The following is a 24571-nucleotide window of genomic DNA, read 5'->3' as shown; positions in this document are numbered from 1 at the left end:
ATAATGATTTATGATGAAAAAGAGATACAAAAATTAATTGATAATTTGGATATTGTTCAAGTGATTGGAGAATATGTAAATTTAAAAAAGACAGGTTCAAATTATAAAGGGCTATCTCCTTTTAAAGATGAAAAGACCCCATCATTTACAGTTAGTCCAGTAAAAAATATTTTTAAAGATTTTAGTACACAGATTGGCGGAAATGTAATTTCATTTTATATGAAAATTAATGATATCAGTTTTGTGCAGGCAGTGGATGAATTGTCAAGAAAGTATAATATTCCACTAAAAAAAAATAGAGCATATCAGACAATTAATCAAGAAATTATTAGAAGAAAATCGGCTAATAAAGAATATTTTGACATAATGAACGAAGCCTTGGTATTTTTTAAGGAAAACATTGAAAAAGCCAACGAAGCATTAGAATATATGAAAGAACGTAATTTTTCTATTGAAGATATAAAAAAGTTTGGAATTGGATTTGCTTCAAATACTCGTGATGACTTGTTTCAATATTTGTTAAAAAAGGAATTTTCTGAAATAAAAATAATGGATCTAGGACTTGTCAAAAGAAATGAAAATGGCGAAATTTATGATACCTTTAGAAACAGGATAATTTTTCCTATTTATAATACTGATTCTCAAATTGTAGGATTTGGTGGGCGTATAATTGACAAAAATACTAATTTGCCTAAATATCTAAATTCACCAGATTCGCCTATTTTTAAAAAAGGAAATGAGCTTTTCGGAATAAAGTACCAAGGAGAAAATATTAAAAAAAAAGGTTTTGCAATGTTGATGGAAGGTTATCTAGATGTATTGACAGCTCAGAAAAATGGCTTTGAGAATGCCGTAGCAAGTCTTGGTACATCATTTACTGAAGAGCAGGCACAGCTTTTAAAAAAGTACACAGATAAAATTTTGATTTCATATGATAATGATGAAGCTGGGAAAAACGCAGTCATAAAGGCAAGCTATATTTTGAAAAAATATGATTTTGATGTAAAATGTCTTGTTATGGATGGTAATGAAAAGGATCCTGATGAATTCTTGAGAAAAAATGGGAAAAAAGCGTTTATAGAAGTTGTAAAAAAATCGGAGGAAGTATTTGATTTTTTAACTAAAGAGGCTTCAAAGGATTTGGATTTGGAAGATATAAGTGGTGAAAGAAAATTTATTGAAAGATTAAAGCCATTTTTTTCCAATGTTACAAACAATCTTACTAAAAATCTCTATTTACAAAAATTATCAACCAATTTTAATATTAATGAATTTATTGTAAAAGAGGAGTTAAAGGATTTATCAAAAGAAACTCCAAAACGAAAAAAAAGAATAAATTACGAAAACCAGAAAGTTCAATATAAAAAGGAGAAAAAAGACTTAGATATTGAGCTGGAAGAACAGACACTCACTTATATTTTGGAGTTTTACAATTCTGAAAGAGAAAAGTGTGAAGAATTACTAAATAAAAAGTTTAGTTATTCAATATTTAGCGAACTGATAGAAAAATTAAAAAGAATAAATTTTGATATAATACAGCTTGATAAAACAGATATTTCTGAAGAAAAAAGAGAAATTATTACAAAGTTGAAATTACGGGGAGATAATGATATTAACGATGAGGAGAGTTATTTTAAAGAAATTTATTCTGGTTGGCTTAAACGTGAAATAGATGAGGAAAGAAAAAAAATTGATGAAAAGAATGATAAAATAAAGAAACTTAAATTAAAAAAAATATTAGCAAAGTTAGAAAATATTAGTAAAATTGATGAAATTGAAAAAGTATATGATGAATTTATATTGATAAGGAGACAGGGGTATGTCTGATAAAAAACAAAATTTAAAAAATAGTCTCGCAAATTTTATAAAACAGGCACGAGAACAAAAAATTGTAAGTTACGAAGAAATAAATTCTGTTTTATCTATTGGATTTTCAACAGAGAAAATCGAGCAGTTAATAAAAAAATTAACTGATGATGGTATTCAAATTGTCGATACTAAAAAAGAAAAAGAAGACTTATTAAAAGTCCCTGATTCTTTAGAGGATATTGAAAAACTAGAAATATCAGATTTTGAAGATTCGCATGATGAATTTGTAGAGAGTGAAATCGACGATTCGGAAGTGGATAAATTATTACAGACAGATCTATTGAAAATGGCAGAAAGTATGGATGTGGATGAGCCGATTAAAATGTACTTGCGTGAAATTGGACAAATTCCATTACTTAGCTATGAAGAGGAAATTGACTACGCTCAAAGAGTTTTAAATGGAGAAGAGGAGGCAAAACAAAAATTAATTGAATCAAATTTAAGACTTGTTGTAAGTATTGCTAAAAAGCATACAAATCGTGGTTTAAAAATGCTGGATTTAATTCAAGAGGGAAATATGGGTCTTATGAAAGCCGTAGAAAAATTTGAATATGAAAAAGGATTCAAATTTTCAACTTATGCAACTTGGTGGATTAGACAGGCTATAACACGTGCAATTGCAGATCAGGGAAGAACAATAAGAATACCTGTTCATATGATTGAAACAATTAACAAAATCAAAAAGGAAAGCCGTATTATTTTACAGGAAACTGGAAAAGAGCCAACAGCTGAGGAACTGGCTGAAAAACTAGAATTACCAGTAGAAAAGGTAAAAAGTATTTTGGAAATGAATCAGGATCCAATTTCACTTGAAACACCAGTTGGAAGTGAAGAAGACAGCGAACTTGGAGATTTTGTAGAAGATGACAAATTTGCAAATCCTTATGATGCAACAACAAGAGTTTTGTTAAAAGAGCAGCTTGACGAAGTTTTAAAAACATTAAATGAGCGAGAAGAGATGGTACTCAGATATAGATATGGATTGGATGACGGTTCTCAAAAAACACTGGAGGAAGTTGGAAAAATATTTAATGTTACAAGAGAGCGAATCAGACAGATTGAGGTAAAAGCATTAAGAAAATTAAGACACCCAAGTAGAAGAAAAAAATTGGAAGATTACAGGAGCTAAAGGTATTATTTAGCTCTTTTTAGATATTAAGACTAACGGGAGAAAGAAAAGGATGTTAAAAGATATTTTTGAAGATATTAGAAAAAAAGGAAGTTTTAGCTTTGAAAAAATTATAGAAAATTATACAATGAACGATGATGATTTTTTTGAGTTTTTAAAATTTATTCATTTGGAAAACATTCCAGAAGTTAGGACTTCAACTGATGGAAGTGATTTTATTGTTTTAGAAGATGAAAATATATTTATTGAAGAAAAAGATACAATAAAATTGTATTTGGAAAACATAAAGGAAAAATACGAAGATCTTGAGAAAAAAAGTGAAACTGGGGAAGAAAAGGAAGAATTAATTGATAAATATTTAAAAATTGCAGTAAAAGAAAGCTTGCTTTACTCAAAATATGGATTTTCATTTTTGGATACAGTTCAGGAAGCTACACTTGGGATTATGTCAGGCTTGAATTATTATAATAAAATTATGGAAATTACAAAAGAGCCTGAATTTTTTGTGAAAAATTTTGCTGTAAAGTATATTTTAGAATTTCAGAAAAATCTTTTAAAGGATATTAAATCGTCTGAATTATCGTATATATTATATTTAAAAGTAAAAGTTGATAGAAGTATGGGATTTTCAATGGATGAAATTAGTAAGCAAATGAATGTTTCAACAGAATATATTGAACAGCTTGAAAAATTGTTTGACGAAGTAGAGCCTGAAGAGTTAATCGGAAATACACAAATATTGGAGAAAGCCGATAAAATTACACAAATGTATATCTTAGAAAATATTCCAAAAAAATTGAATTATCTAGATGAACAGATTTTGGTAATGACTTATGGACTAGATGATAAAGTGTATACAGAAAAGGAAATTGCAAAATCACTAAATATAGCAAGTCACAATGTGAAGATTTTAAAGGAAAAGGCTCTTAACAAATTGTCAATTGATTTAATGAGAAATGATTTTGTGGAAAATAGTGAAGCAACGGATTATACAATAAATTAATTAAATTACGAAAGGGAAAAATAATTATGAAACTTTGGGAAATAATGGGAGAACTACATACAATTTTTAGTCCAAGAATTGCAGAAGACTGGGACAACGTGGGGCTTTTGATAGGAGATAACACAAGAGAAGTAAACAAAGTATTGTTTTGTCTAGATGTTACTGAAAAAGTTGTACAAAAGGCGATAGATAAAAATATAGATTTGATAATTTCACATCATCCAGTAATTTTTTCTGGCTTGAAACGAATTACAAATGAAACTTCACATGGAAGAAAACTTTTAAAATTGATGGAAAATAGAATAGCAGTTTACTCAATTCATACAAATGCTGACTTTGCTATTAATGGTTTGAATGACTTTATAATGGACAAATTAAATTTAAATGGAGAAAAAATAATTTATAACGAGCAAAAATTTGATGATTATAACCCAATAAAACGTAAAATGGAGCATGTACATGGCGGGCTTGCCAGAATAAAAGTATTGAACAAAACAATGAAACTGGGAGATCTGCTTGAAAGAATAAAGGATTCGCTTGGAATAAGCTATGTAAGATATGTTGGAGATAAAAATGCTTATGTACGTAAAATTGGACTTGTTACAGGTGGTGGAAGCTCATTTTTACATGATATTGCAGATAAAATTGATGTTTTCTTGACTGGAGATTTGAGATATCATGAAGCTTTGGATGCTCTGGAAGATGGAAAGATTCTCGTAGATGTAGGACATTTTGAAAGTGAATATTTGTTTGTGGATATGATGGAAAAAGAAATGTCAAAATTTTTTGATGGAGAAATGATAAGGCATTTTGAAGAGGAAGTATTTAAATTAGGATAGAAAAACATTAACAATAATCTAATGAAAATTAAAAATATTGATAAAAATACTAAAAAAATTTTGAATATTCATTACAAAATGTTATAATATCCCTATAATTTCAAAAATTTGACTATCAAATGATTTGTTATAATTTTTGGAAAGACTAAGAGAAAAGGAAGGTATTTTTATGGCAGCTACTCACTCAAGATGGTATCACAAGTTTAAAGCCTTTGGACCTGGTATCCTTATGGCTTCAGCAGCTATTGGAGGTTCCCATATCGTAGCATCTACGCAGGCAGGTGCATTATATGGATGGCAATTGGCAATTATAGTTATTTTAGTCAATATTTTCAAATATCCATTTTTCCGTTTCGGGACACAATATACGCTGGAACGTAAACATTCGTTAATAGAAGGATATGAAGAAAAGGGGAAAATTTATCTTTGGGTATTCTTTATTATGAATATATTTTCTGCAGTTATTAACGTGGCGGCAATTGGTATTTTGACAGCGGCAATTTTAGCAAATATCTTAAAATTGACATTTTTAAGCAGTCTTACTCCTGCGGCGATGGCTTCAATGATTAACATGCTTACTACAATTGTTCTTGTAGGTTCACTTGCAATGCTGGTATTTGGAGGTTATAAACTGTTGGACAGTTCTTCAAAATTTATTGTTATTTCATTGACAGTTGCAACAATTATCGCAGTTGTTATTGCGTTATTCAAGCAACATCCAATGGCACCTGATTTTGTTATCCAATCGCCTTGGAAACTGACAGCATTGCCATTTATTGTATCATTAATGGGATGGATGCCTGCTCCAATTGAAATTTCGGCAATTAATTCGATGTGGACTGTTGAAAAACAGCAAAATATGAAAGTTCCCCACAAACTTGCAATGTTGGATTTTAATGTAGGTTACTGGGTTACAACAATTCTAGCCTTTGTATTTTTGGCACTTGGAGCATTAATTCAATATGGAACGGGAACAGCGATTAAAGGAGCAAGTGCAGCTTATATCGCCCAGTTTATTCAAATGTATTCAAGCGTTATTGGAAGCTGGTCAGGGCTTCTTATTGCATTTATCGCATTTATGTGTATTTTTGGTACAACAATTACAGTTGTAGATGGTTATTCACGTGCTAATGCTGAATGTCTTAGATTAATTATGAAACAGAAAGAAGTTAAAACCTCACATTTTAATATATGGATGATAGTAACAGTAGCTGTGGCAATGGTTATCGTATTCTTTTTTGCTGGAAATGTCGCCGCAATGATGAATTTTGCCATGATATTCTCATTTGTTTCAGCTCCAGTATATTCATATCTTAATTTTTCACTTGTTAAAGACAATAACAAGCTGCCTGTTTGGCTGTGGTTCTTATCAGTGGCAGGAATTATATATTTAGCAGGGTTTACAATATTTTTCCTTGTTTATTTGTCTGGAATTTTGAAATAATATCGTTAGTTTATAGAGGAAACTATCCTATAACATGATTTGTCAATTGTATTAGAGGGAGTTTCCTCTTTTTATTTAGTATTAGATTATTTAATTTAATACTAACCCCCGTTTAAAAATAAGAATGAATTTTTATAATAAGGTTGTTTGATAACTAATTTATAATCATTCAATTAAATTGTTTTTTATTATTTTTTAGATATTTTGATTAATAAATATTTTTTCATATTGTTATGTTTTTTCTTTTTATTTTTGTAGGATTGCTCATTGCCGCAAATCCTACAACCTATGGCTAGTCTATTTAAAAAGTAAAAATTATATTTTAATTATTTGAGAATATTAAGTTTTATCCTTTAATTAGAAAAATTTGTAATAAATTCGTTATTTAAATGAGGTTTAGTATAAACTATTTGTCTAAATTTTTAACAAAAGATTTAAAGCATATTGAAGGATTTTTATTTTATCTTTACAATCATCAATATTTTCAAATTCGAAATATCCTACTGTCATATACCGACCTGCTACAAATCTCTTTTTGTAAAACTCAAATCCTTTTTCTTTCAATTTTCCTTTTAATTCTTCATAAATTTTATTTCTAATTTCAGAAGAAATTTTTACTTTTTCATCATATTTTTCATCATCTTTATCTCCCAATGAATATTTTACAGCAATTATATTTTTCTTATTATATATCTCTTTTTCTTTTTTATAAAATTGTTCAATTTGAAGATACAAGTCATTATTAAGTTCTATCTGATTTTGCCATAATTGAAATTTTTTAGTTACTTGAGATATTTCATCCATTTTTAAAGGAAACCACCACATTCCCATAAATCCACCTGATGAGTTATTCACATAACCCCAACTACAATCTTTTTGTCTTCCAATAGCATGTTCTAATAAATTTTTTTCGTTTTTTAATTCTTTAAAAAATCCGATATAACAGTTTGAATTCCAGTCTTCTAATTTTTTATCTATATATGAATTTACATCTTTTTCTATATTGTTTAAATAATTATAATAATCTTCAACTAGAATATTATTAAAACTATTTTTATATTTTTCTAATAATGCTAGCATATCTTTTCTTTCAAATATTATATCTATACCATCCTCTTTTAATCTTTCCATATTATCTTCATCGTATATTTTATAATAAACTACTTTTATTTTAGCCCTACTTTCATTTTTTTCAGATATTATATCTCTATATGTTTTCTGCTGATTACTATGTAAACCTGTTCCCACTTTATCTTCTATTATTACATACATGTCTACTACAGGAATTTTCTTATCTTTCTTATCTTCCTTAGTTATAAATTCTGTTTTGTTTTGAATTTCCAATAATACATCTATTTTCTGATATTGTCTTTTTATATTTACTTTTCTATCTCCAAGTTTTTCACCTGACATTTTTTCAATAAAGTCAATTGCAAGCTCTTTTAATTTTTTCTCATCTTCTGATAAATCATTATCATCAAAATTTACCCAGTTGCATAACCAACATATAAAAGCATCTTGTGACAATTCTGATGTTGCAAAATTAAAAATATTATTTCTTTCCATTCTAAATCCCTTCTTTCTATAATATTAATTAATTTATTTAACTGAATCTTCCACAATGTAAGCAATAATATTTATGAAATTTTCATTTTCTGGATATATTTGCAGTCCCCAAAGAAATGATTGCTCATTAAGAATATCAGACATTATTTTAGCGACATTTTTTATCTGAGTCAATTCGATATTTTTTCCTGCTGTTATGTTCAAAAATATTTTATAAGTTTTATTTTTATCAAAAGTTTCCAGCTTTAGTTTTAGATTTTGCAGGAAATCATCAAAAGTTTCTAAATTTCCTTTTTCAAAAATTACAAAAGATTTTGAGGTTTTTTGAAATACAGTTTTTAAGTCAGCTAAATCAAGAGTAACCATTCCTTTTACTGTTAAAGTTTTTGTTATTCCGTTGATTCCATTTTTTAAATCTTCGGCAGATTTGCATTTTATGATAAAGTTTGTTTTTGAATCAAATAGGTCGGTATAGCCATTTCCAATATCGTAAATTCCAGTAAAAATATCGTTTTTTTCAGTGCTTCTAATTATATCTAAGGCAAAATTTTTATCATTTTCAAAATATGTGTTTAAAATTATCAAAATTACATCTGTATCTTGAAAATTTATTTTTAAATCTTTGTAGTCATTTTTAATTGTAATAATGCTTATATTTTCATGTGTAATTATTTCTTTCTCAATAGTGCTTAGAGCTGTTTCTCCTAAACTTATAATTTTTATTTTTGGTATTTTTTCCATGAATTTTCTCCTTTTTATAGAAATTTATTTTAAAATTTTGTATTCAATAACATAATTTCCCTGACTTCGTAGCCACATTTCTGCTCCAAAACTTCCATAAACTTCGATTCTCACAGTATAAACTGTAATTTTCCTATTATTTTCTTTAACTATTTTTTCATCCAGTATTTCTGCAGTTGGAAATTTATCAAGCACATACTCGATATAGCCTCTATATTTAAATTCTATTCTTGTAAGAGGCCCTGAGTGCATAAAATGTATATATTTTCTAAATTCACCATCTTTAAATTTTTCAGAATAATTCAAAATCTTAAATTTCTTGCCAGTATTTTCGATTTCAGTAATTCTATCAATCCTTAAAATTGCAGGGTACTCTTCTTTGTTCTCGATGTATGCAATTAAATAAAAATAATATTCTGAAAACATTATGGACAAAGGCTTTATATTGTAATTTTTACCTTGTTTATCTTTTGTAGTGTAATTTATATTTATTAATTCCTGATTTTTTATATTCTGTGCTAAATTCCAGATAACTGTAAGCAGATTTTGTCCGTGCTGTAAAGGGATATAATTGGATTTTTCGCTATTGATAAGACCTTTTATTGTTTCTCTGTCATTTCCTGATGAGTGATTAATTAACTTATTTATTAATGTTTCAGTTTCATTTTTGTTAAATGCCCTGCTTTCAAGTATAATTTTACTTATTGCTAAAAGCTCTTCATTGGTAAAAGACGTTTCGCTGTTTTCTTCAAGATAATACCCTTTTTTAGATTTTGAATACTTTATTTCTGCTCCATTTTCTTCCAAAAAATAGGCTCTCAAAGTTTCTATATCTCTTTGTATAGTCTTTATATCAACATTAAATTCGTTAGCTAAATCAGTTCCATTTAGTATTTCCTTCTGATACAACCTTTTTATTATTTTTAGTATTCTAATTGATTTTTCTTCAGAATTTTGATTTTTTTCCGCCATAATCAAGCCTTTCGTACATTTTTTTATTCTATGCTTTAATTATAACTTTATTTCTTATTTTGTCAAATAATCAAAATTTTCTTTTCTAATCTTTTACCAAAACCGAATACCACCTTTTCGCCTTTCATCTTTAATATATTTATCGTATTCATCTTTTATATCTAAACTACCTCTCGCCTCATTAAATTTTTCTATTTTTTCTGTTATCTCATCCAAAATTTTCTTTATTTTACTCACCGAAGCATCTTTATCTACTTTTAAATAAAATAATGGAACTTCTTTCTCTTTTAAGTCAACTTCTTCCAAATAAATTTTTTGAAAATCTGGAAATATATTTTTTAATTCACGTTGAACTGATTCAAACATATCTTCTTGCAATTCATCAAGATGAAACCAATTTAACACAAACAGTATATCAAATTCTCTATTTCTATTTTTTTTATATATACATTCTACAAAAAATTCATCTTTTATCCACTTTATACAGTAATCATTTCTATATACATCATAGTTTTTTCTTTTTTTATCAAAATACCACTCCAAAATACTGTATAGTGCTGAAACATTAAAAGAGTCATAATCTTCTTCACTTACTTCTCGCATGAGCTGGTTATAATAACTATCAAAAATACTGTCATCAATGTCTTTTTTAAAAGTTTTGAAAAATTCTAAAAGTCTTTCTCCGTCATACATCATAATTTTTTCTCCTATTTCTTCTTTTTCATATCTAGAAATTTTATCAGGAGTAATATATACGATTTTTATTTTATCTGTCTCATTATTTCCTAAATTTTCATATATTTTAAGTAATTGAACTAGTTCTTGATTATATTCAAAAAAATATGGTGAAAATTCGTCGTAGTCAAAACATTTGAAAAATATATATTTTCTATTGCTCTTTTTCTTTTTATTCACAATAAATAAAAGTGTGTATTCATTTAGAATTCTATTAATAAAATCCTCATAGTCATTCCCAATATAAAAATTAGAATAACATATTTCAATATCTTTCGTATTCAGTTTCTGTCCTAAAATTTCCTCAACGAATTTTTTTGCCATATTTTTTAAAGCTTTTTTATTACTATTATTTGTAGTATCGACTTTTAACCATTTTAACATCCAATACAAAAAAATATCATTATCAAATTTCATATTGTAAAAAGCATCATTTTCAGTTAATTTTAAATTACTCATAATAATTATCTCCTTATAATATTTTTTACATTATACTTTTTATAAAGGACATATTTTGTCTGTCTAAAAAAAATTGTGTAATTCTCTAAATTTTAGAGTTTTACACAAATTTAAATTATTATTTTTATTTTTATTTATTATTTCTTGGCAGTAATCACATAAATCGGATTTTCTGCCATCATCATATTAAAATCTTTAACTTTTCTATTTTTACTCACAATTAACTGACAAATATCCACATCTTTAAAGTCGTATTTTTTCAATTCCTCAACAGCCGTAAAAATATTTTCCAGCACGATAAAGTTTAGTACTAAAATTCCATCGTCAACAAGGTTATCATAAGAATATTTTATAATTTCCACCAGATTTCCAGCAGAACCTCCAATAAAAATTTTATTAAACTTTGTATTTAAGTCTTTTAGTCCATCTGGAGCCATTCCTTTAATTACAGTAATATTTTCCAATCCTAACTTTTCCTTGTTTTTATGAATCAGCTCAACTGCCTCATCATTTCTCTCAATTACAAAAACTTTTCCGTTTCGTGCAAATCTCGCCATTTCCATACTTACAGAACCAGTTCCGCCACCAATGTCAAGACAAATATCATCATCTTTCATCTCCATTTTCCCAAGACTTACAAAACGGATTTCCTCTTTTGTCATAGGAACTTTTCCTCTTAAAAATTCTTCATCTTTTATATGATACATTTTACCACTCCTTATTTTAAATTATAGTTTAAAAAGAAAGCCAAGAGTAAATCCTAACTTTCCATTTTTTATTTGTTGTATAGTAAAACTGCTTTAAAGCCGAACTCAAAAGCTATGGCTATTTTACTCAAACCCTAAATTTATATAATTTTCAATAGTTCGGTTTTAAATGGGTTCGAGTATATTTTTAAATTAATTTTTCAACGCCTGAATTGGAGGAGCTACTTTTCCACCACGATTTATTAAGACAGAACAATCTAAATTATTTATGCTTATAATATCCGCTTCTCCTAGAAGTCCTCCAAACACTACTCTATCGCCAGCTTTTTTTCCAGGAACTGGGATTATTCTAACTGCGGTAGTTTTACTGTTTACCATTCCAATTGCCATTTCATCTGCTATTATTCCAGAAATTACAGCTTCAGAAGTATCACCTGGAATAGCTATCATATCAAGTCCAACAGAACATACACAAGTCATTGCCTCCAGTTTTTCAAGTGTCAAATATCCTTTGCTTGTTGCTTCTATCATTCCCTGATCTTCACTTACTGGGATAAATGCCCCTGTTAAGCCTCCGACACGAGTTGCAGCCATTGCTCCGCCTTTTTTTACAGCGTCATTCAATATTGCAAGTGCAAGTGTTGTTCCATAAGCTCCGACTGCTTCCAGCCCAAATTCTTCCAGTACATTTCCAACACTATCGCCTACTGCTGGAGTTGGTGCAAGTGACAAGTCAATTATTCCAAATTCAACCCCAAGTCTTTCAGCAACTTCTTTTCCAATTAATTCTCCCATTCTTGTGATTTTAAAACTTACTTTTTTTATTGCTTCTGTTATTTCATCAATTTTTGCCGTTTTTGAAATGTTAGCAAGTGTGTGTCTTACAACCCCTGGACCACTAATTCCAACGTTTAGCACAACATCTGGATTTTCTACCCCATGAAATGCACCTGCCATAAACGGATTATCAGGAACAGCATTTGTAAATACGACAAATTTGGCGGCTGCCAATCCGTCTGCATCTTTGGAAAGTTCAGCCAGTTCCTTTACAGTTTTTCCCATCATTTTTACAGCATCCAAGTTGATTCCTGACTTTGTAGACCCTACATTTACAGAAGAGCAAACTCTGTCTGTTTCAGAAAGCGCCTTCGGAATACTGTTTATCAGCTTAACATCCCCTTTTGTAAAACCTTTGTCCACAAGTGTCGAAAATCCTCCAATAAAGTCAATTCCTATTGTTTTCGCCGCTCTATCAAGTGCTTTTGCAAAAATTGTGTAATCTTCGGCATTAGTTGCATTTCCAATTATTGAAATTGGAGTAACTGAAACTCTTTTGTTAATAATTGGCATATTATATTTGCTTGCTACTTCATCAGCGATTTTTACCAAATCTTTTCCATTTTCTGTAATTTTGTTATAAATATTTTCTGCTGTTTTTTCGGCATCTGCATCAATGCAGTCAAGCAGGCTTATTCCCATTGTAACAGTTCTTACATCAAGATTCTGCATTTCAACCATACCTATCGTTTCCAGTATTTCATCAGGTAATAAATTCATTTTTCCCTCCTAAAATTCTTAAATAATTGCTTAAAAAATTTTAAAAAACTATATTCTATGCATTGCCTTAAAAATATTTTCATGCTGCAAGTAAATTCTTACCCCAATTTTTTCCTCAACATCTTTAAATTTCTCCTGCAAACCTTTTATATCTGTATTTTTTTCTGCTTCTACAAGCATAATCATGGCAAAAATATCGTTTTCAAACACCTTTTGTGTGATGTCAATAATATTTAAGCTAAGTTCGCTTAATTTTGTTGATACATTCGCAACAATTCCCGTTTTATCCGTTCCAATAACCGTAATAACAATTCTATCGTTCATTCTGATACCTCCTGACAAATTAAATTAAAACTCTTCTTAATATGTTAAATTATCGCATAAATTTAGGTATTTAGCAAGCGGGAAGTTTTATTTTATATTTTATAAAAAACTTAGGATGTGAAATAATTTGGATTAAAAAAAATATACAAGTAAACAACACTCTCTTTATTGCAACTTTTTTGATTATTAATATCCAGCTTGTAACATTTTTTTATAAACTTCCTGAGCTTCTTCATAGTCTAAATCAGATGCTTGTTTTACATATTTTTTTGCATTGATACGGTCATTTTGGTTGTAATACAAGATTCCTAAATTATACATAGCTTTAACATGTCCTTTTTGTATAGCTTTTAAAAACATTTCTTTGGCTTTGTCAAATTTATTTTGTTCATAGTATAAAGTTCCTAAATTATACATAGTTTCAATTTCACCATCATTTTCTTTAATGGCTTTCAAGTACATCTGTTCAGCTTTTGGATAATTATTATTCTTAAAATACGAATTCCCATCCTCTAAGTATCCAGCTTGTGCTGTATGTGCTAAAGCAATAATTCCTAATATAGCAAGTTTTTTCATTTTAATTTGTCTCCTCTGTTGTTTTTTACTATGTAAACTATAATTTAGTTACATTAATTATATACATTACTTTTTATTTTTGTCAATAATTTAATCAAAAGTATGAGTTTAGATATTAATTAAAAGTATAGAAAAAATATTTTATTTATTGATATTTGTAGATTAAAGTGATATAATTTGAAAAAATTAGATTTGCATAAAATCATACAAGGAGGAAAATAAAAAATGAAATTTTTGAATTTTTTCAAAAGATTTTTGATATTTACATTAAAAGAAATATATTCGTTTTTTCTAAAACTGTCGTTATTGATATTTGTAATTTTTATTATTGGAATTTCTACAATTGCAATTTTTAGTTCCAAAGATAAGAATGAAAAAATTAAAAAAAGCTATGAATATATACTTTTTAATGTTTCTGACGTTACAGAAGATAAAATTATCGGTTCAAATTTTCTATCAGATGAAAAATTATCGTATATGGATATTTTAAATAGTTTGGATGATATTAAAAATAATAATCAAGTAAAAGGAGTGATTATTTCTTTAGACACTATAAATTTATCATCTGCAAAAATAGAGGAATTGTCTAAAAAATTTGAAGAATTAAAAGCAAATAATAAAAAAATATATGCTTTTGGTGCTTATATTACCAATGCCAATTATAAATTAGCTTCTATTGCCAATGAAGTAGTTATGGTTCCATCAACATCAGCAAGTCTTGATTTGACAGGATATCATTATTCAGATTTATATTATAAAGGGCTTTTTGATAAACTTGGGGTAAATATGGAAGTAGTCCGTATAGGAAATTACAAATCTTATGGAGAAAACTATACTGGAAATGAGATGACTCCCGAATTGCGTTCAGAATTAACTAGAATTTTGGAAAATCGATATGATAAATTTGTGACAGAAATTTCCAAAAATCGTAAAATTGACAAAAATGTTTTAAATAATGATATTGTAAATGGAAATAATATTAATTTGACTCCATTTGCTGCACGTGATAAAAATTTTGTTGATAAACTTGAGCATTTTTCTGATTTTACAAAACGTCTAAACATAAGGGAAGACAATGTTGCCGATATTTATGATTATTATGAAAAAAGAGTAGAAGATGGTAAAATAGGAAATCCAAGAAATGGAACAATAGCTGTAATTTATGCCGAAGGTTCGATTTTATATGATCCAACTGATGTTACTGAAGGTGTAATTACTCCAGATAATATTTTACAAAAAATTGAAAAAGCTATGAAAACTAAAAATTTAAAGGGAATTGTACTTCGGGTAAATTCAGGTGGAGGTTCAGCACTTGCTTCTGAAATAATTTATCAAGAACTTACAAAACTGAATATTCCAATTTATGTTTCAATGTCTGATACAACAGCCTCTGGAGGTTACTATATTTCAATGGCAGGAAATAAAGTATTTGCAAACAATGCCACAATAACAGGGTCAATAGGCGTAGTTTCAATGCTCCCAAAATTTAACAATGCACAAAATAAATATGGAGTTCATTCTAATTCAGTATCAAAAGGTAAATATTCAGAAATTTATGATAGCTTTGAACCATTATCTGAAGAATCTCGTGCGAAAATCAGTCAATCTATGCAGGAAACATACAAGGAGTTCAAATCACGTGTTTCTAAAAATCGTAAAATAGATGAAAATACTCTTGAAGGCTATGCACAAGGTAAAATATGGCTAGGGGATGAAGCAAAAAATATAAACTTAATTGATGGAATTGCGAGTCTTGATGAAGTTATAAAAATAATGGCAAAAGACTTAAATTTACATAACAATTATGCTGTAGAAAGTATTTATCTGGAAGAAGATTTTTCTCACAAGTTAAAATCACTCACAAGAATGGTTACAGAAAAATTTAGTTTAACTACACAATTGAAAAAAAATATCCCAGAAGCTAAAAAAGTGTTTAATGAATATGATTTTGCAGTTCAAAATCAAAATAAACCTCTATATTATTTAACATACAAATTAAATTTATATTAAAAATCAAACGGAGCAAAAATAAAAATTGTTTTTTAAAGATAGTTTTTATTAAAAAACTCCGTTTTTTGCTTATTTAGTTTTGATAAATTTTATAAAATATAGTATAATAAAAACAAGAGTTTATAATAATTTAATTTTCATTAGAGATAGTAAAATTATTTTTTTAATAGTTTCTATTTCAAAGGCTATAATATAATTTGAAACAAGGAGGAAAAATGATTTATTTGGATAATTCAGCCAGTACAAAGCCACGTAAAGAAGTTATAAATGTGTTAGTTGAAACAATGGAAGAAAATTATGCAAATCCCGATGCAATTCATGATTTTTCTCATAAAACTTTATTAAAGATAAAAAATGCTAAAAAGATAGTGTCTGATTACTTAAAAGTTGAAGCTGACAGAATTTACTTTACAGCAGGTGGCGGAGATGGAAATAACCTTGTATTACAAGGAATTATCAATGCAAATTCACGAATAAAAAAACATCTGATTACAACAAAGATTGAACATCCGTCAGTCTATGAAGTGTTTAAGCATTATGAAAACTTGGGCTTTAAAGTGGATTATCTAAATGTGGATAAAGATGGTTTTATAGATATTGAAGAACTTGAAAATATGATTAGGGAAGACACTGTAATAGTTTCAGTTGGAGCAGTCAATAGTGAAACTGGGGCGATTCAAGATTTGGAGCAAATTTCAAAAATTATTAAAATGAAAAACAGAGATACATATTTTCATACTGATTTTGTACAAGGACTTGGATGTACGAATATAAAGTTTGATAAAATTCCTGTGGATGCAATAACAATAAGTGGACATAAAATTCATGCACCAAAGGGAATTGGAGCCATCTATATAAATAAACGTGTCAAAATTGCAAATATAATTTATGGTTCAAATGCTGAAAATGGAATTGTAAAAAGAACAATGCCGACAGAATTAATTTTGGCTTTTACAAAAGCTGTAGAGATTTTGATAAAAGAAGAAAAAAACGAAATGGAGCATTCACAAAAGTTAAAAGAAATGCTTGCAAATAAAATCTCTGAGGAAATTACAAATATAAAATTTAATTCCCTGCTTAGCATTGAAAAATCAAGTCCTAAAGTATTGAATGTATCATTTAACGGCACAAAAGGTGAGGTTCTGACACATTTTCTAGGAATGTATCAAATTTATGTTTCTACAGGCTCAGCCTGTTCATCAAAAAAAGGGAATAGCAGAATACTTGAAGTTATGGGACTTACTCAATCAGAACTAGATGGAGCAATAAGGTTCAGTTTTTCAAAGGATAATACAGAAAAGGAAATTGATGAAGTTGTGAAGCGACTGAAGGAAAGTGTGGAAAGAATTAGGAAAATGAGATAATATTTTTTAAATAAAAAACAGAAAGGAAAAAGATGAGCAGTTATACTGATAAAAATTTATTGAATTCAATAGGGCTTTCTTATGGAGAGTTGTCACTAAAAGGTAAAAACAGGGGTCAATTTGAAAAGAAATTGAAAAATAAGATTAATAAGGTGTTAAAAGGATTTGATTATCAGTTATTTGATGATTTATCAAAATTATATGTCTTAATAAATCCTGAAAATTTGGATGAAGTTACAGACAAGCTAAAAAAAGTTTTTGGAATAGTAGGTCTTAATCAATCGGCAAAAGTTGAAAGAAATGATGAATTTATAAAGGAAAAAGTATTAGACTTTGCAAAGTATGCTTATGAAAATGGAGCTAGAACTTTTAAAATAACAGTTAATCGTAGTAACAAAGGATTTGAGAAGAAATCTATGGACTATGCACGTGAACTCGGAGGACATGTACTGGTAAACAGTTCTTTTGAAAAAGTTAAAATGAAAGATCCTGATGTTATGATAAATGTTGACATTAGAAAAAATGCTTATATTTATACGGATAGAATAAAAACTTATGGCGGACTTCCGCTTGGTTCAACGGGAAAGGGACTTGTACTTTTATCTGGTGGAATAGACAGCCCAGTTGCTTCGTTTATGATGGCAAAAAGAGGAATGCGTCTAAATTTTATAACATTCCACAGTTTCCCATTTACAAGCCAGCAGGCTCTTGAAAAAGTAAAGGAACTGACAGATATTTTATCACTTTATGTTGGAAAAACAAGACTTTATTCGTTAAATATACTAAAAATTCAGGAAGCAATAAATACTCAGACAAAAAAAGATTTAGCAACAATTTTGACAAGACGTGCTATGATGCGTCTAGCTGAAAGATTGTCAAATACAATGCAGTATCAGGCATTAATTACAGGAGAAAGCCTTGGACAAGTGGCGTCTCAAACAATGGGAGGGCTTACATGTACAAATGCTTCTGTAGAAAAATTGCCAGTATTTAGGCCTCTTATCGGAATGGACAAGACAGAAATAATTGAAATTGCAAAGGAAATAGAAACTTATGAAAAATCTATTGAACCGTATGAAGATTCATGTGTAATTTTTGCTCCAAAACATCCAGTTACAAATCCAAAGATGGAAGATGTACTTGAAGAAGAGGCAAAAATTGAAAACTATGATGAAATTATGAATGAAATTTTTGAAGAACGTGAATATTTTAATTTTGGATAAATTTATTTTATAAAAAGAGTATGCATAAATATATTTGTTTGTACTATTTAGATACATTTAATAAAAAATAAAAAAGAAAATGGAGAAAGTTTATGAAAGAAAAGAAAAATTTTCAAAAACAAAAAAAAGAAGTAAAAGAAAACGGATTTAAAAGAAAAATATCTGAAATAAAAAGAATGATTTACTTAATTTACCGAAATTATCGTGATGGTGAAACGCAAATACTTGCGATTTCTTTAACTTACTACTCACTTCTTGCCATTTTTCCAGTAGTTGCTCTTGTATTAGGAATCACAAAGGGATTTGGGCTGGATAAAATATTCATACAGAAGTTTTTTGAATTATGGCCAGGAAATAATAGTTTTTTAAGGGTAATTGTGGATGTTGCTCAAAGGCTTCTTTTATCTACAGAAAGTAGTATATTAACTGGAGTAGGAATTGTTATTTTAATTTATTCAGCAGTAAAAGTTTTAATAATGCTTGAAAATTCCTTTAATAAAATATGGAAAATTAATAAGAAAAGATCAATTACAAGAAGAGTTATTGACTATATTGCAATTATATTTTTAGGACCAATATTTTTTGTTTTGCTATCAGCCTTAAATTCTGTTGCAGTTGAGGAAATATCCAAACATTTTTCAGGGAATGCAGTAATTATGAACTTATTTATTGGATTGTTCGGGCCTGCGACATACATTATTTTGTTCAGTTATCTATTTTATGTGATTCCAAACACAAATGTAAAAATAAAACCAGCAGTTTATGCAGGAATTGTAACGACATTACTTACTTTTGGATGGAAATTGCTGTTCTTATTATTACAGTCGTCAATTACAAGATACAATATAATTTATGGAAGTTTGGCTCTAATTCCTATTTTCCTAATATGGGTACAATATGTTTGGGTAACAATTTTGCTTGGAGCGCAAATAGCTTTTTCAATTCAAACATCGGATGAGTTCTTATACAGCGAAAAAATTGAAATGCCAATCAAAGTAAAAAGGGAAGCTGGAATTTTAATTTTATCCTTAATTATCAAAAATTTTGTTGAAAAAAAAGAGTCATTTACGTATCAAAAATTAACTGATAGGCTAGGTATGGAAGTTTTTTTTGTGAAAGAAATTTTATCTGATTTGGAAAAAATGGGATTTATTAATGAAGTTTTTTATGATAAAAATTCAGACAGTCAATACCAAGTTGCATATAGTCCAGAATCCATAACAATCAGAGAATTTATGAAAAAATTTGATACAAAGAATATTGAACATTATGAAAATATTTTTGATAATTTGAACGAAGAAGACAAAAAACTTCTTGAAAAAATAAGGGAAAAACTGGCAATGAAAAAAATAGAAAATCCTGATCCTGAATTTGAAAATACTCCTGAAAAAGAGGAAACATATTTTTCAGAATCAGAACAGCCAGAAAATTTTCAAAATCCAATAAAACCAAGAAATCCCGAAGAATTAACAATAGATTTTCAAATTTCAAAACAAAAAAATGAAAATTTACAAATAAAAGATTCTCCAAAAATAATAAGAAAAGAAAGAATTAACCGTGAATCAGAAGTTCAAACTTCTCAATCAGAAGATAATAATTCTCAAGATACTCAAAAAAGAGTCAGATACGAAGATGGAACTTGGAAATTCTTTTAATTAGAAATGAGGAATAGAAATGATAACAGTAGTAATAATTATCGTGATAATAAACATTGTTACAGTTGTTGGAACAATTATTTTTCTTAATAAGAAAAACATTGAAAATGAAGAAAAAATGCTGTTAAATCAGATTAACGAAAATAATCAGCAAAATTTTGAGGAAAATAAGAAAAAATTTGATGAAATTGAAAAAACAATAAGCCTAAATGCAAAAAATAACTTGCTTGAAGGCATAAATAACTTACAAAATAAATTATCTGAAAATAATGAAAAATTACTTTTAAGGTTTAATCAGCTGGGACAAAATTTAAGTGGTACAATGAACGATAATAATCAGTTGTTATCTAAAAATCATACTGAAAATAGTCAACTTTTAACTTCCAGCATGAATAATAACATTCAAAAGCTGTCAGTTCGTTTAAATGAAAATAATACAGCGTTGACAGGCGTAATGACTGAAAATAATCAGAGTTTGACAAAAAATATAAACGAATTTAAAGATGGACTTACAAAAAATATAAATGAAAATTTTGAAAAATTAAGTCAAAAAATTGAAAATAGACTTGATGTAATGAATATGAAAGTGGAAGAACGTTTATCAAAAGGGTTTGAGGAGACAACAAAAACTTTTGGAAACGTGTTGGAACGTCTGAGTAAAATTGATGAAGCACAGAAAAAAATTGAAGCATTGTCAAGCAATGTGGTTTCACTTCAAGACATTCTAACTGATAAAAAAAGTCGTGGAATTTTTGGTGAAATTCAGCTTTACCAAATATTATCTTCAGTTTTTGGAGAAAAAAATGATAAACTTTATCAAAAACAATATAAACTTTCAAACGGAACCATTGTTGATTCTATTATTTTCACGCCAGAACCACTTGGAAATATCGCAGTTGACTCAAAATTTCCGTTGGAAAATTATAGAAAAATGTATAATAATGATTTATCTCAAATTGAAAGAGAAAATGCTCGGAAAGATTTTGTGACTGATTTGAAAAAACATATAGACGCAATTTCTTCAAAATATATAATAAAAAATGAAACGAGTGAACAGGCAATATTGTTTCTTCCAGCTGAAGCAATTTTTGCTGAAATAAATGCTTATCACACAGATATAATAGAATATGCCTACAAAAAAAATGTACGGATAGCATCCCCAACAACTTTAATTTCAGTATTGACAGTAATTCAAGTTATGATGACAAACTTAGAACGTGATAAATATGCAAATATAATTCAGCAGGAACTCGAAAAATTGAATGTTGAGTTTACAAGATACCGTACTCGTTGGGATAATTTACAAAAAGATATCGAAAAAGTTTCTAAAGATGTAAAAGAAATCAATACAACTTCAAACAAAATAAGCAAAAGATTTACAGAAATTTCGAATGCAAAATTTGAAGAAAAAACAGTTAATAATAATGTTGAAAATTTAAAAATTTTAGAAATGGAAGAATAGATTTTATTAAAATTTAGTAAGTGAGATTTACTTCAAAAAGGAGAATAAAATAAAAAATGCAAAAAAATGGAATAATATTTGGAAAGTTTTATCCACTTCATATTGGACATGTTGATTTTATTCAAAGAGCTAGTGGTTACGTAGAAAATTTATATGTTGTGGTATGCACTGATGATGACAGGGATAAAAAATTATTTGAAGACTCAAAAATGAAAAAAATGCCAACTGTAAAAGATAGAATTAGATTTGTAGAAAAAACTTTTAAACACCAAAAAAATATAAAAATAATACATCTTGCGGAAGATGGTATACCATTTTATCCCAATGGCTGGAAATTATGGAGTGAAAGAGTACAGGAAACACTTTTAAAAAATAAAATTAAAGTTGACATAATTTTTACAAATGAAACTCAAGATGTGGAAAACTACAAAAATAATTTTTTGACATTACCCAATTTTGAAAAAACTTTCAATAAAAATTTAGAAATTAAATTAATAGACATAAATAGAAACAATTTTCATATTAGTGCAACAGAAATAAGAAAAAATCCATATAAAAACTGGTTTTTTATTCCAAAATATGTAAGAGAATTTTTTGTCCTAAAAGTAGCAATAATTGGTTCGGAATATTCAGGAAAAACTAACTTAACTCATAAATTAGCAAATTATTATAACACAACTTATGTAAAAGAATATCGAAAAGAGTATATAAAAGAAGAAATGCAGAATCACATAGAAAACATTCAGTACTCTGATTACAGCAATATTGCTTATGAACACAATAGAAGAATACTAGAATCTATCAAAAATGCTGATAAACTAACTTTTATAGATACAGAATTTTCTTCTTTACAAACATTTTCAATAATTCAAAATGATACAAAAAACCCAGTAATAGAAGATTTTATTAAACACAGCAATTTTGATATTCTGCTATATATTGAAAAAAAATCAAACTCAAAAGATAAATCAAAATATAAAACTTCTGAATATGATAAGATATTACAATCCTTACTTGAACAAAATAACCAAGAGTTTATACAATTATATTACAAAAATAATAGTAGTCTTACAGAAAATTATATAAAAAGTATTGAAATAATAAATAAATATCTTGAAATAAACTAATATAAAATAATACCTTTCTAAGAAATAAAAAATAGACTACGAATAAAAATATTCAAAAACACAAATTTTTTGAAAAAAAGTAGTTGACAAATAAATTCAGTTATGATAATATATATCTTGTCGATACGAAATCGTGTCGCAGGACAATTGAGATAAGAATAGAAGAAGCAATAATGTGTAAAAGATAAATAATAGTCAAGAGCTCTTGTTGTAAAACAAGATTCTCGTCAAGATAAAGGTGAAATTTAAATATATGTAAAATATATTGAATGAAGAGTTTGATCCTGGCTCAGGATGAACGCTGACAGAATGCTTAACACATGCAAGTCTTTGGCAAATCTGTGCTTGCACAGCCTAGCCAAGGCGGACGGGTGAGTAACGCGTAAAGAACTTGCCCTGCAGATAGGGATAACAGACGGAAACGACTGATAACACCTGATACAATTGCCGGCACGCATGTGCCTGGCAATGAAAAGAGATGCTGCAGGAGAGCTTTGCGTCCTATTAGCTTGTTGGTGAGGTAACGGCTCACCAAGGCGATGATAGGTAGCCGGCCTGAGAGGGTGAACGGCCACAAGGGGACTGAGATACGGCCCTTACTCCTACGGGAGGCAGCAGTGGGGAATATTGGACAATGGGGGCAACCCTGATCCAGCAATTCTGTGTGCACGAAGAAGGTTTTCGGATTGTAAAGTGCTTTCAGCAGGGAAGAAGAAAGTGACGGTACCTGCAGAAGAAGCGACGGCTAAATACGTGCCAGCAGCCGCGGTAATACGTATGTCGCAAGCGTTATCCGGAATTATTGGGCATAAAGGGCATCTAGGCGGCCAGACAAGTCTGGGGTGAAAACTTGCGGCTCAACCGCAAGCCTGCCCTGGAAACTGTTTGGCTAGAGTGCTGGAGAGGTGGACGGAACTGCACGAGTAGAGGTGAAATTCGTAGATATGTGCAGGAATGCCGATGATGAAGATAGTTCACTGGACGGCAACTGACGCTGAAGTGCGAAAGCTAGGGGAGCGAACAGGATTAGATACCCTGGTAGTCCTAGCTGTAAACGATGATTACTGGGTGTGGGCATGAAGAGTGTCCGTGCCGAAGCAAATGCGATAAGTAATCCGCCTGGGGAGTACGGCCGCAAGGCTGAAACTCAAAGGAATTGACGGGGACCCGCACAAGCGGTGGAGCATGTGGTTTAATTCGACGCAACGCGAGGAACCTTACCAGATCTTGACATCCTACGAATGCCTGTGAGAACAGGCAGTGCCTTCGGGAACGTAGAGACAGGTGGTGCATGGCTGTCGACAGCTCGTGTCGTGAGATGTTGGGTTAAGTCCCGCAACGAGCGCAACCCCTATCGTTAGTTACCATCATTAAGTTGGGGACTCTAGCGAGACTGCCTGCGAAGAGCAGGAGGAAGGTGGGGATGACGTCAAGTCATCATGCCCCTTATGATCTGGGCTACACACGTGCTACAATGGCCGGTACAGAGAGCTGCAAAGCGGCAACGCCAAGCGAATCTTTAAAGCCGGTCCAAGTTCGGATTGAAGTCTGCAACTCGACTTCATGAAGCTGGAATCGCTAGTAATCGCAGATCAGCAATGCTGCGGTGAATACGTTCTCGGGTCTTGTACACACCGCCCGTCACACCACGAGAGTTGTTTGCACCTGAAGCTGCCGGTCTAACCGCAAGGAGGAAGGCATCTAAGGTGTGGATAGTGATTGGGGTGAAGTCGTAACAAGGTATCCGTACCGGAAGGTGCGGATGGATCACCTCCTTTCTAAGGAGTTAATTCATTACACTGCTTCTTC

19 protein-coding genes and 1 rRNA gene are annotated in these 24571 nt (G+C 29.3%); 12 read left to right on the top strand and 8 right to left on the bottom strand.

What is annotated here, in order from left to right; translation table 11 throughout:
• The first annotated feature begins 3 nt into the window (after positions 1-3).
• The 5 genes from dnaG (at position 4) to BQ5344_RS01440 (ending at position 6284) form a co-directional block, all read left to right on the top strand.
• Positions 4-1827, top strand: coding sequence for a DNA primase (gene dnaG / locus BQ5344_RS01460; protein ID WP_071123888.1), 1824 nt, complete (start codon positions 4-6; stop codon positions 1825-1827).
• Positions 1820-2998, top strand: coding sequence for an RNA polymerase sigma factor RpoD (gene rpoD, locus BQ5344_RS01455; RefSeq protein WP_071123887.1), 1179 nt, complete (start codon positions 1820-1822; stop codon positions 2996-2998). The genes dnaG and rpoD overlap by 8 nt, the downstream gene beginning before the upstream one ends.
• A 52-nt stretch (positions 2999-3050) precedes the next feature.
• Complete coding sequence (locus tag BQ5344_RS01450) at positions 3051-4001, top strand: RNA polymerase subunit sigma (protein WP_026745370.1); 951 nt, start codon at positions 3051-3053, stop codon at positions 3999-4001.
• A 26-nt stretch (positions 4002-4027) separates the two neighbouring features.
• Positions 4028-4840: a Nif3-like dinuclear metal center hexameric protein gene (locus tag BQ5344_RS01445; RefSeq protein ID WP_071123886.1), complete on the top strand. Its 813-nt coding sequence runs from the start codon at positions 4028-4030 to the stop codon at positions 4838-4840.
• Between the two features lie 169 nt (positions 4841-5009).
• The gene (locus tag BQ5344_RS01440) at positions 5010-6284 is read left to right on the top strand and encodes an NRAMP family divalent metal transporter (protein ID WP_071123885.1); all 1275 of its coding nucleotides are present in this window, start codon (positions 5010-5012) and stop codon (positions 6282-6284) included.
• Between the two features lie 414 nt (positions 6285-6698).
• Here the strand turns inward: BQ5344_RS01440 and BQ5344_RS01435 are convergent, their stop codons facing one another.
• The 8 genes from BQ5344_RS01435 to BQ5344_RS01400 all read right to left on the bottom strand — a co-directional run bounded on the left by BQ5344_RS01435 (position 6699) and on the right by BQ5344_RS01400 (position 13921).
• Complete coding sequence (locus BQ5344_RS01435) at positions 6699-7850, bottom strand: hypothetical protein (RefSeq protein WP_071123884.1); 1152 nt, start codon at positions 7848-7850, stop codon at positions 6699-6701.
• A gap of 33 nt (positions 7851-7883) precedes the next feature.
• A complete protein-coding gene (locus BQ5344_RS01430) occupies positions 7884-8591 on the bottom strand; it encodes an FtsZ/tubulin family protein (RefSeq protein WP_071123883.1) in 708 nt (235 codons plus the stop codon).
• Between the two features lie 24 nt (positions 8592-8615).
• Positions 8616-9563 carry a helix-turn-helix transcriptional regulator gene (locus BQ5344_RS01425; protein WP_071123882.1) on the bottom strand — a complete coding sequence of 316 codons (948 nt, stop codon included), beginning with the start codon at positions 9561-9563 and terminating at the stop codon, positions 8616-8618.
• 93 nt (positions 9564-9656) lie between these two features.
• Entirely contained in the window at positions 9657-10757 is a 1101-nt protein-coding gene (locus BQ5344_RS01420; protein WP_071123881.1) for a hypothetical protein, read from the bottom strand.
• 137 nt (positions 10758-10894) lie between these two features.
• A complete protein-coding gene (gene cbiT / locus BQ5344_RS01415; protein WP_071123880.1) occupies positions 10895-11464 on the bottom strand; it encodes a precorrin-6Y C5,15-methyltransferase (decarboxylating) subunit CbiT in 570 nt (189 codons plus the stop codon).
• 192 nt (positions 11465-11656) lie between these two features.
• Positions 11657-13021, bottom strand: coding sequence for a PFL family protein (locus tag BQ5344_RS01410; RefSeq protein WP_071123879.1), 1365 nt, complete (start codon positions 13019-13021; stop codon positions 11657-11659).
• A 48-nt stretch (positions 13022-13069) separates the two neighbouring features.
• Positions 13070-13345: an ACT domain-containing protein gene (locus BQ5344_RS01405; protein ID WP_071123878.1), complete on the bottom strand. Its 276-nt coding sequence runs from the start codon at positions 13343-13345 to the stop codon at positions 13070-13072.
• 186 nt (positions 13346-13531) lie between these two features.
• On the bottom strand, positions 13532-13921 hold the full coding sequence (locus tag BQ5344_RS01400; RefSeq protein ID WP_071123877.1) for a tetratricopeptide repeat protein: 390 nt from the start codon (positions 13919-13921) through the stop codon (positions 13532-13534).
• A 225-nt stretch (positions 13922-14146) separates the two neighbouring features.
• Here BQ5344_RS01400 and sppA point away from each other — a divergent pair, with 225 nt between their 5' ends.
• From sppA to BQ5344_RS01365, 7 genes are all read left to right on the top strand, one after another.
• Positions 14147-15931 carry a signal peptide peptidase SppA gene (sppA, locus tag BQ5344_RS01395; RefSeq protein ID WP_071123876.1) on the top strand — a complete coding sequence of 595 codons (1785 nt, stop codon included), beginning with the start codon at positions 14147-14149 and terminating at the stop codon, positions 15929-15931.
• A 215-nt stretch (positions 15932-16146) separates the two neighbouring features.
• Positions 16147-17295: a cysteine desulfurase family protein gene (locus tag BQ5344_RS01390; RefSeq protein WP_071123875.1), complete on the top strand. Its 1149-nt coding sequence runs from the start codon at positions 16147-16149 to the stop codon at positions 17293-17295.
• Between the two features lie 32 nt (positions 17296-17327).
• On the top strand, positions 17328-18518 hold the full coding sequence (gene thiI, locus BQ5344_RS01385; protein WP_071123874.1) for a tRNA uracil 4-sulfurtransferase ThiI: 1191 nt from the start codon (positions 17328-17330) through the stop codon (positions 18516-18518).
• 92 nt (positions 18519-18610) lie between these two features.
• The gene (locus tag BQ5344_RS01380) at positions 18611-20173 is read left to right on the top strand and encodes a YihY/virulence factor BrkB family protein (RefSeq protein ID WP_071123873.1); all 1563 of its coding nucleotides are present in this window, start codon (positions 18611-18613) and stop codon (positions 20171-20173) included.
• A gap of 19 nt (positions 20174-20192) precedes the next feature.
• A complete protein-coding gene (locus tag BQ5344_RS01375; protein ID WP_071123872.1) occupies positions 20193-21635 on the top strand; it encodes a DNA recombination protein RmuC in 1443 nt (480 codons plus the stop codon).
• A gap of 56 nt (positions 21636-21691) precedes the next feature.
• Entirely contained in the window at positions 21692-22762 is a 1071-nt protein-coding gene (nadR, locus tag BQ5344_RS01370; RefSeq protein ID WP_071123871.1) for a multifunctional transcriptional regulator/nicotinamide-nucleotide adenylyltransferase/ribosylnicotinamide kinase NadR, read from the top strand.
• A 266-nt stretch (positions 22763-23028) separates the two neighbouring features.
• Positions 23029-24540, top strand: a 16S ribosomal RNA gene (locus BQ5344_RS01365).
• Positions 24541-24571 lie beyond the last annotated feature (31 nt).

This window comes from Leptotrichia massiliensis (genome assembly GCF_900104625.1).
GTDB classification, from domain to species: Bacteria; Fusobacteriota; Fusobacteriia; order Fusobacteriales; family Leptotrichiaceae; genus Leptotrichia; species Leptotrichia massiliensis.
This window is presented reverse-complemented; position numbering and strand designations above follow the sequence as displayed.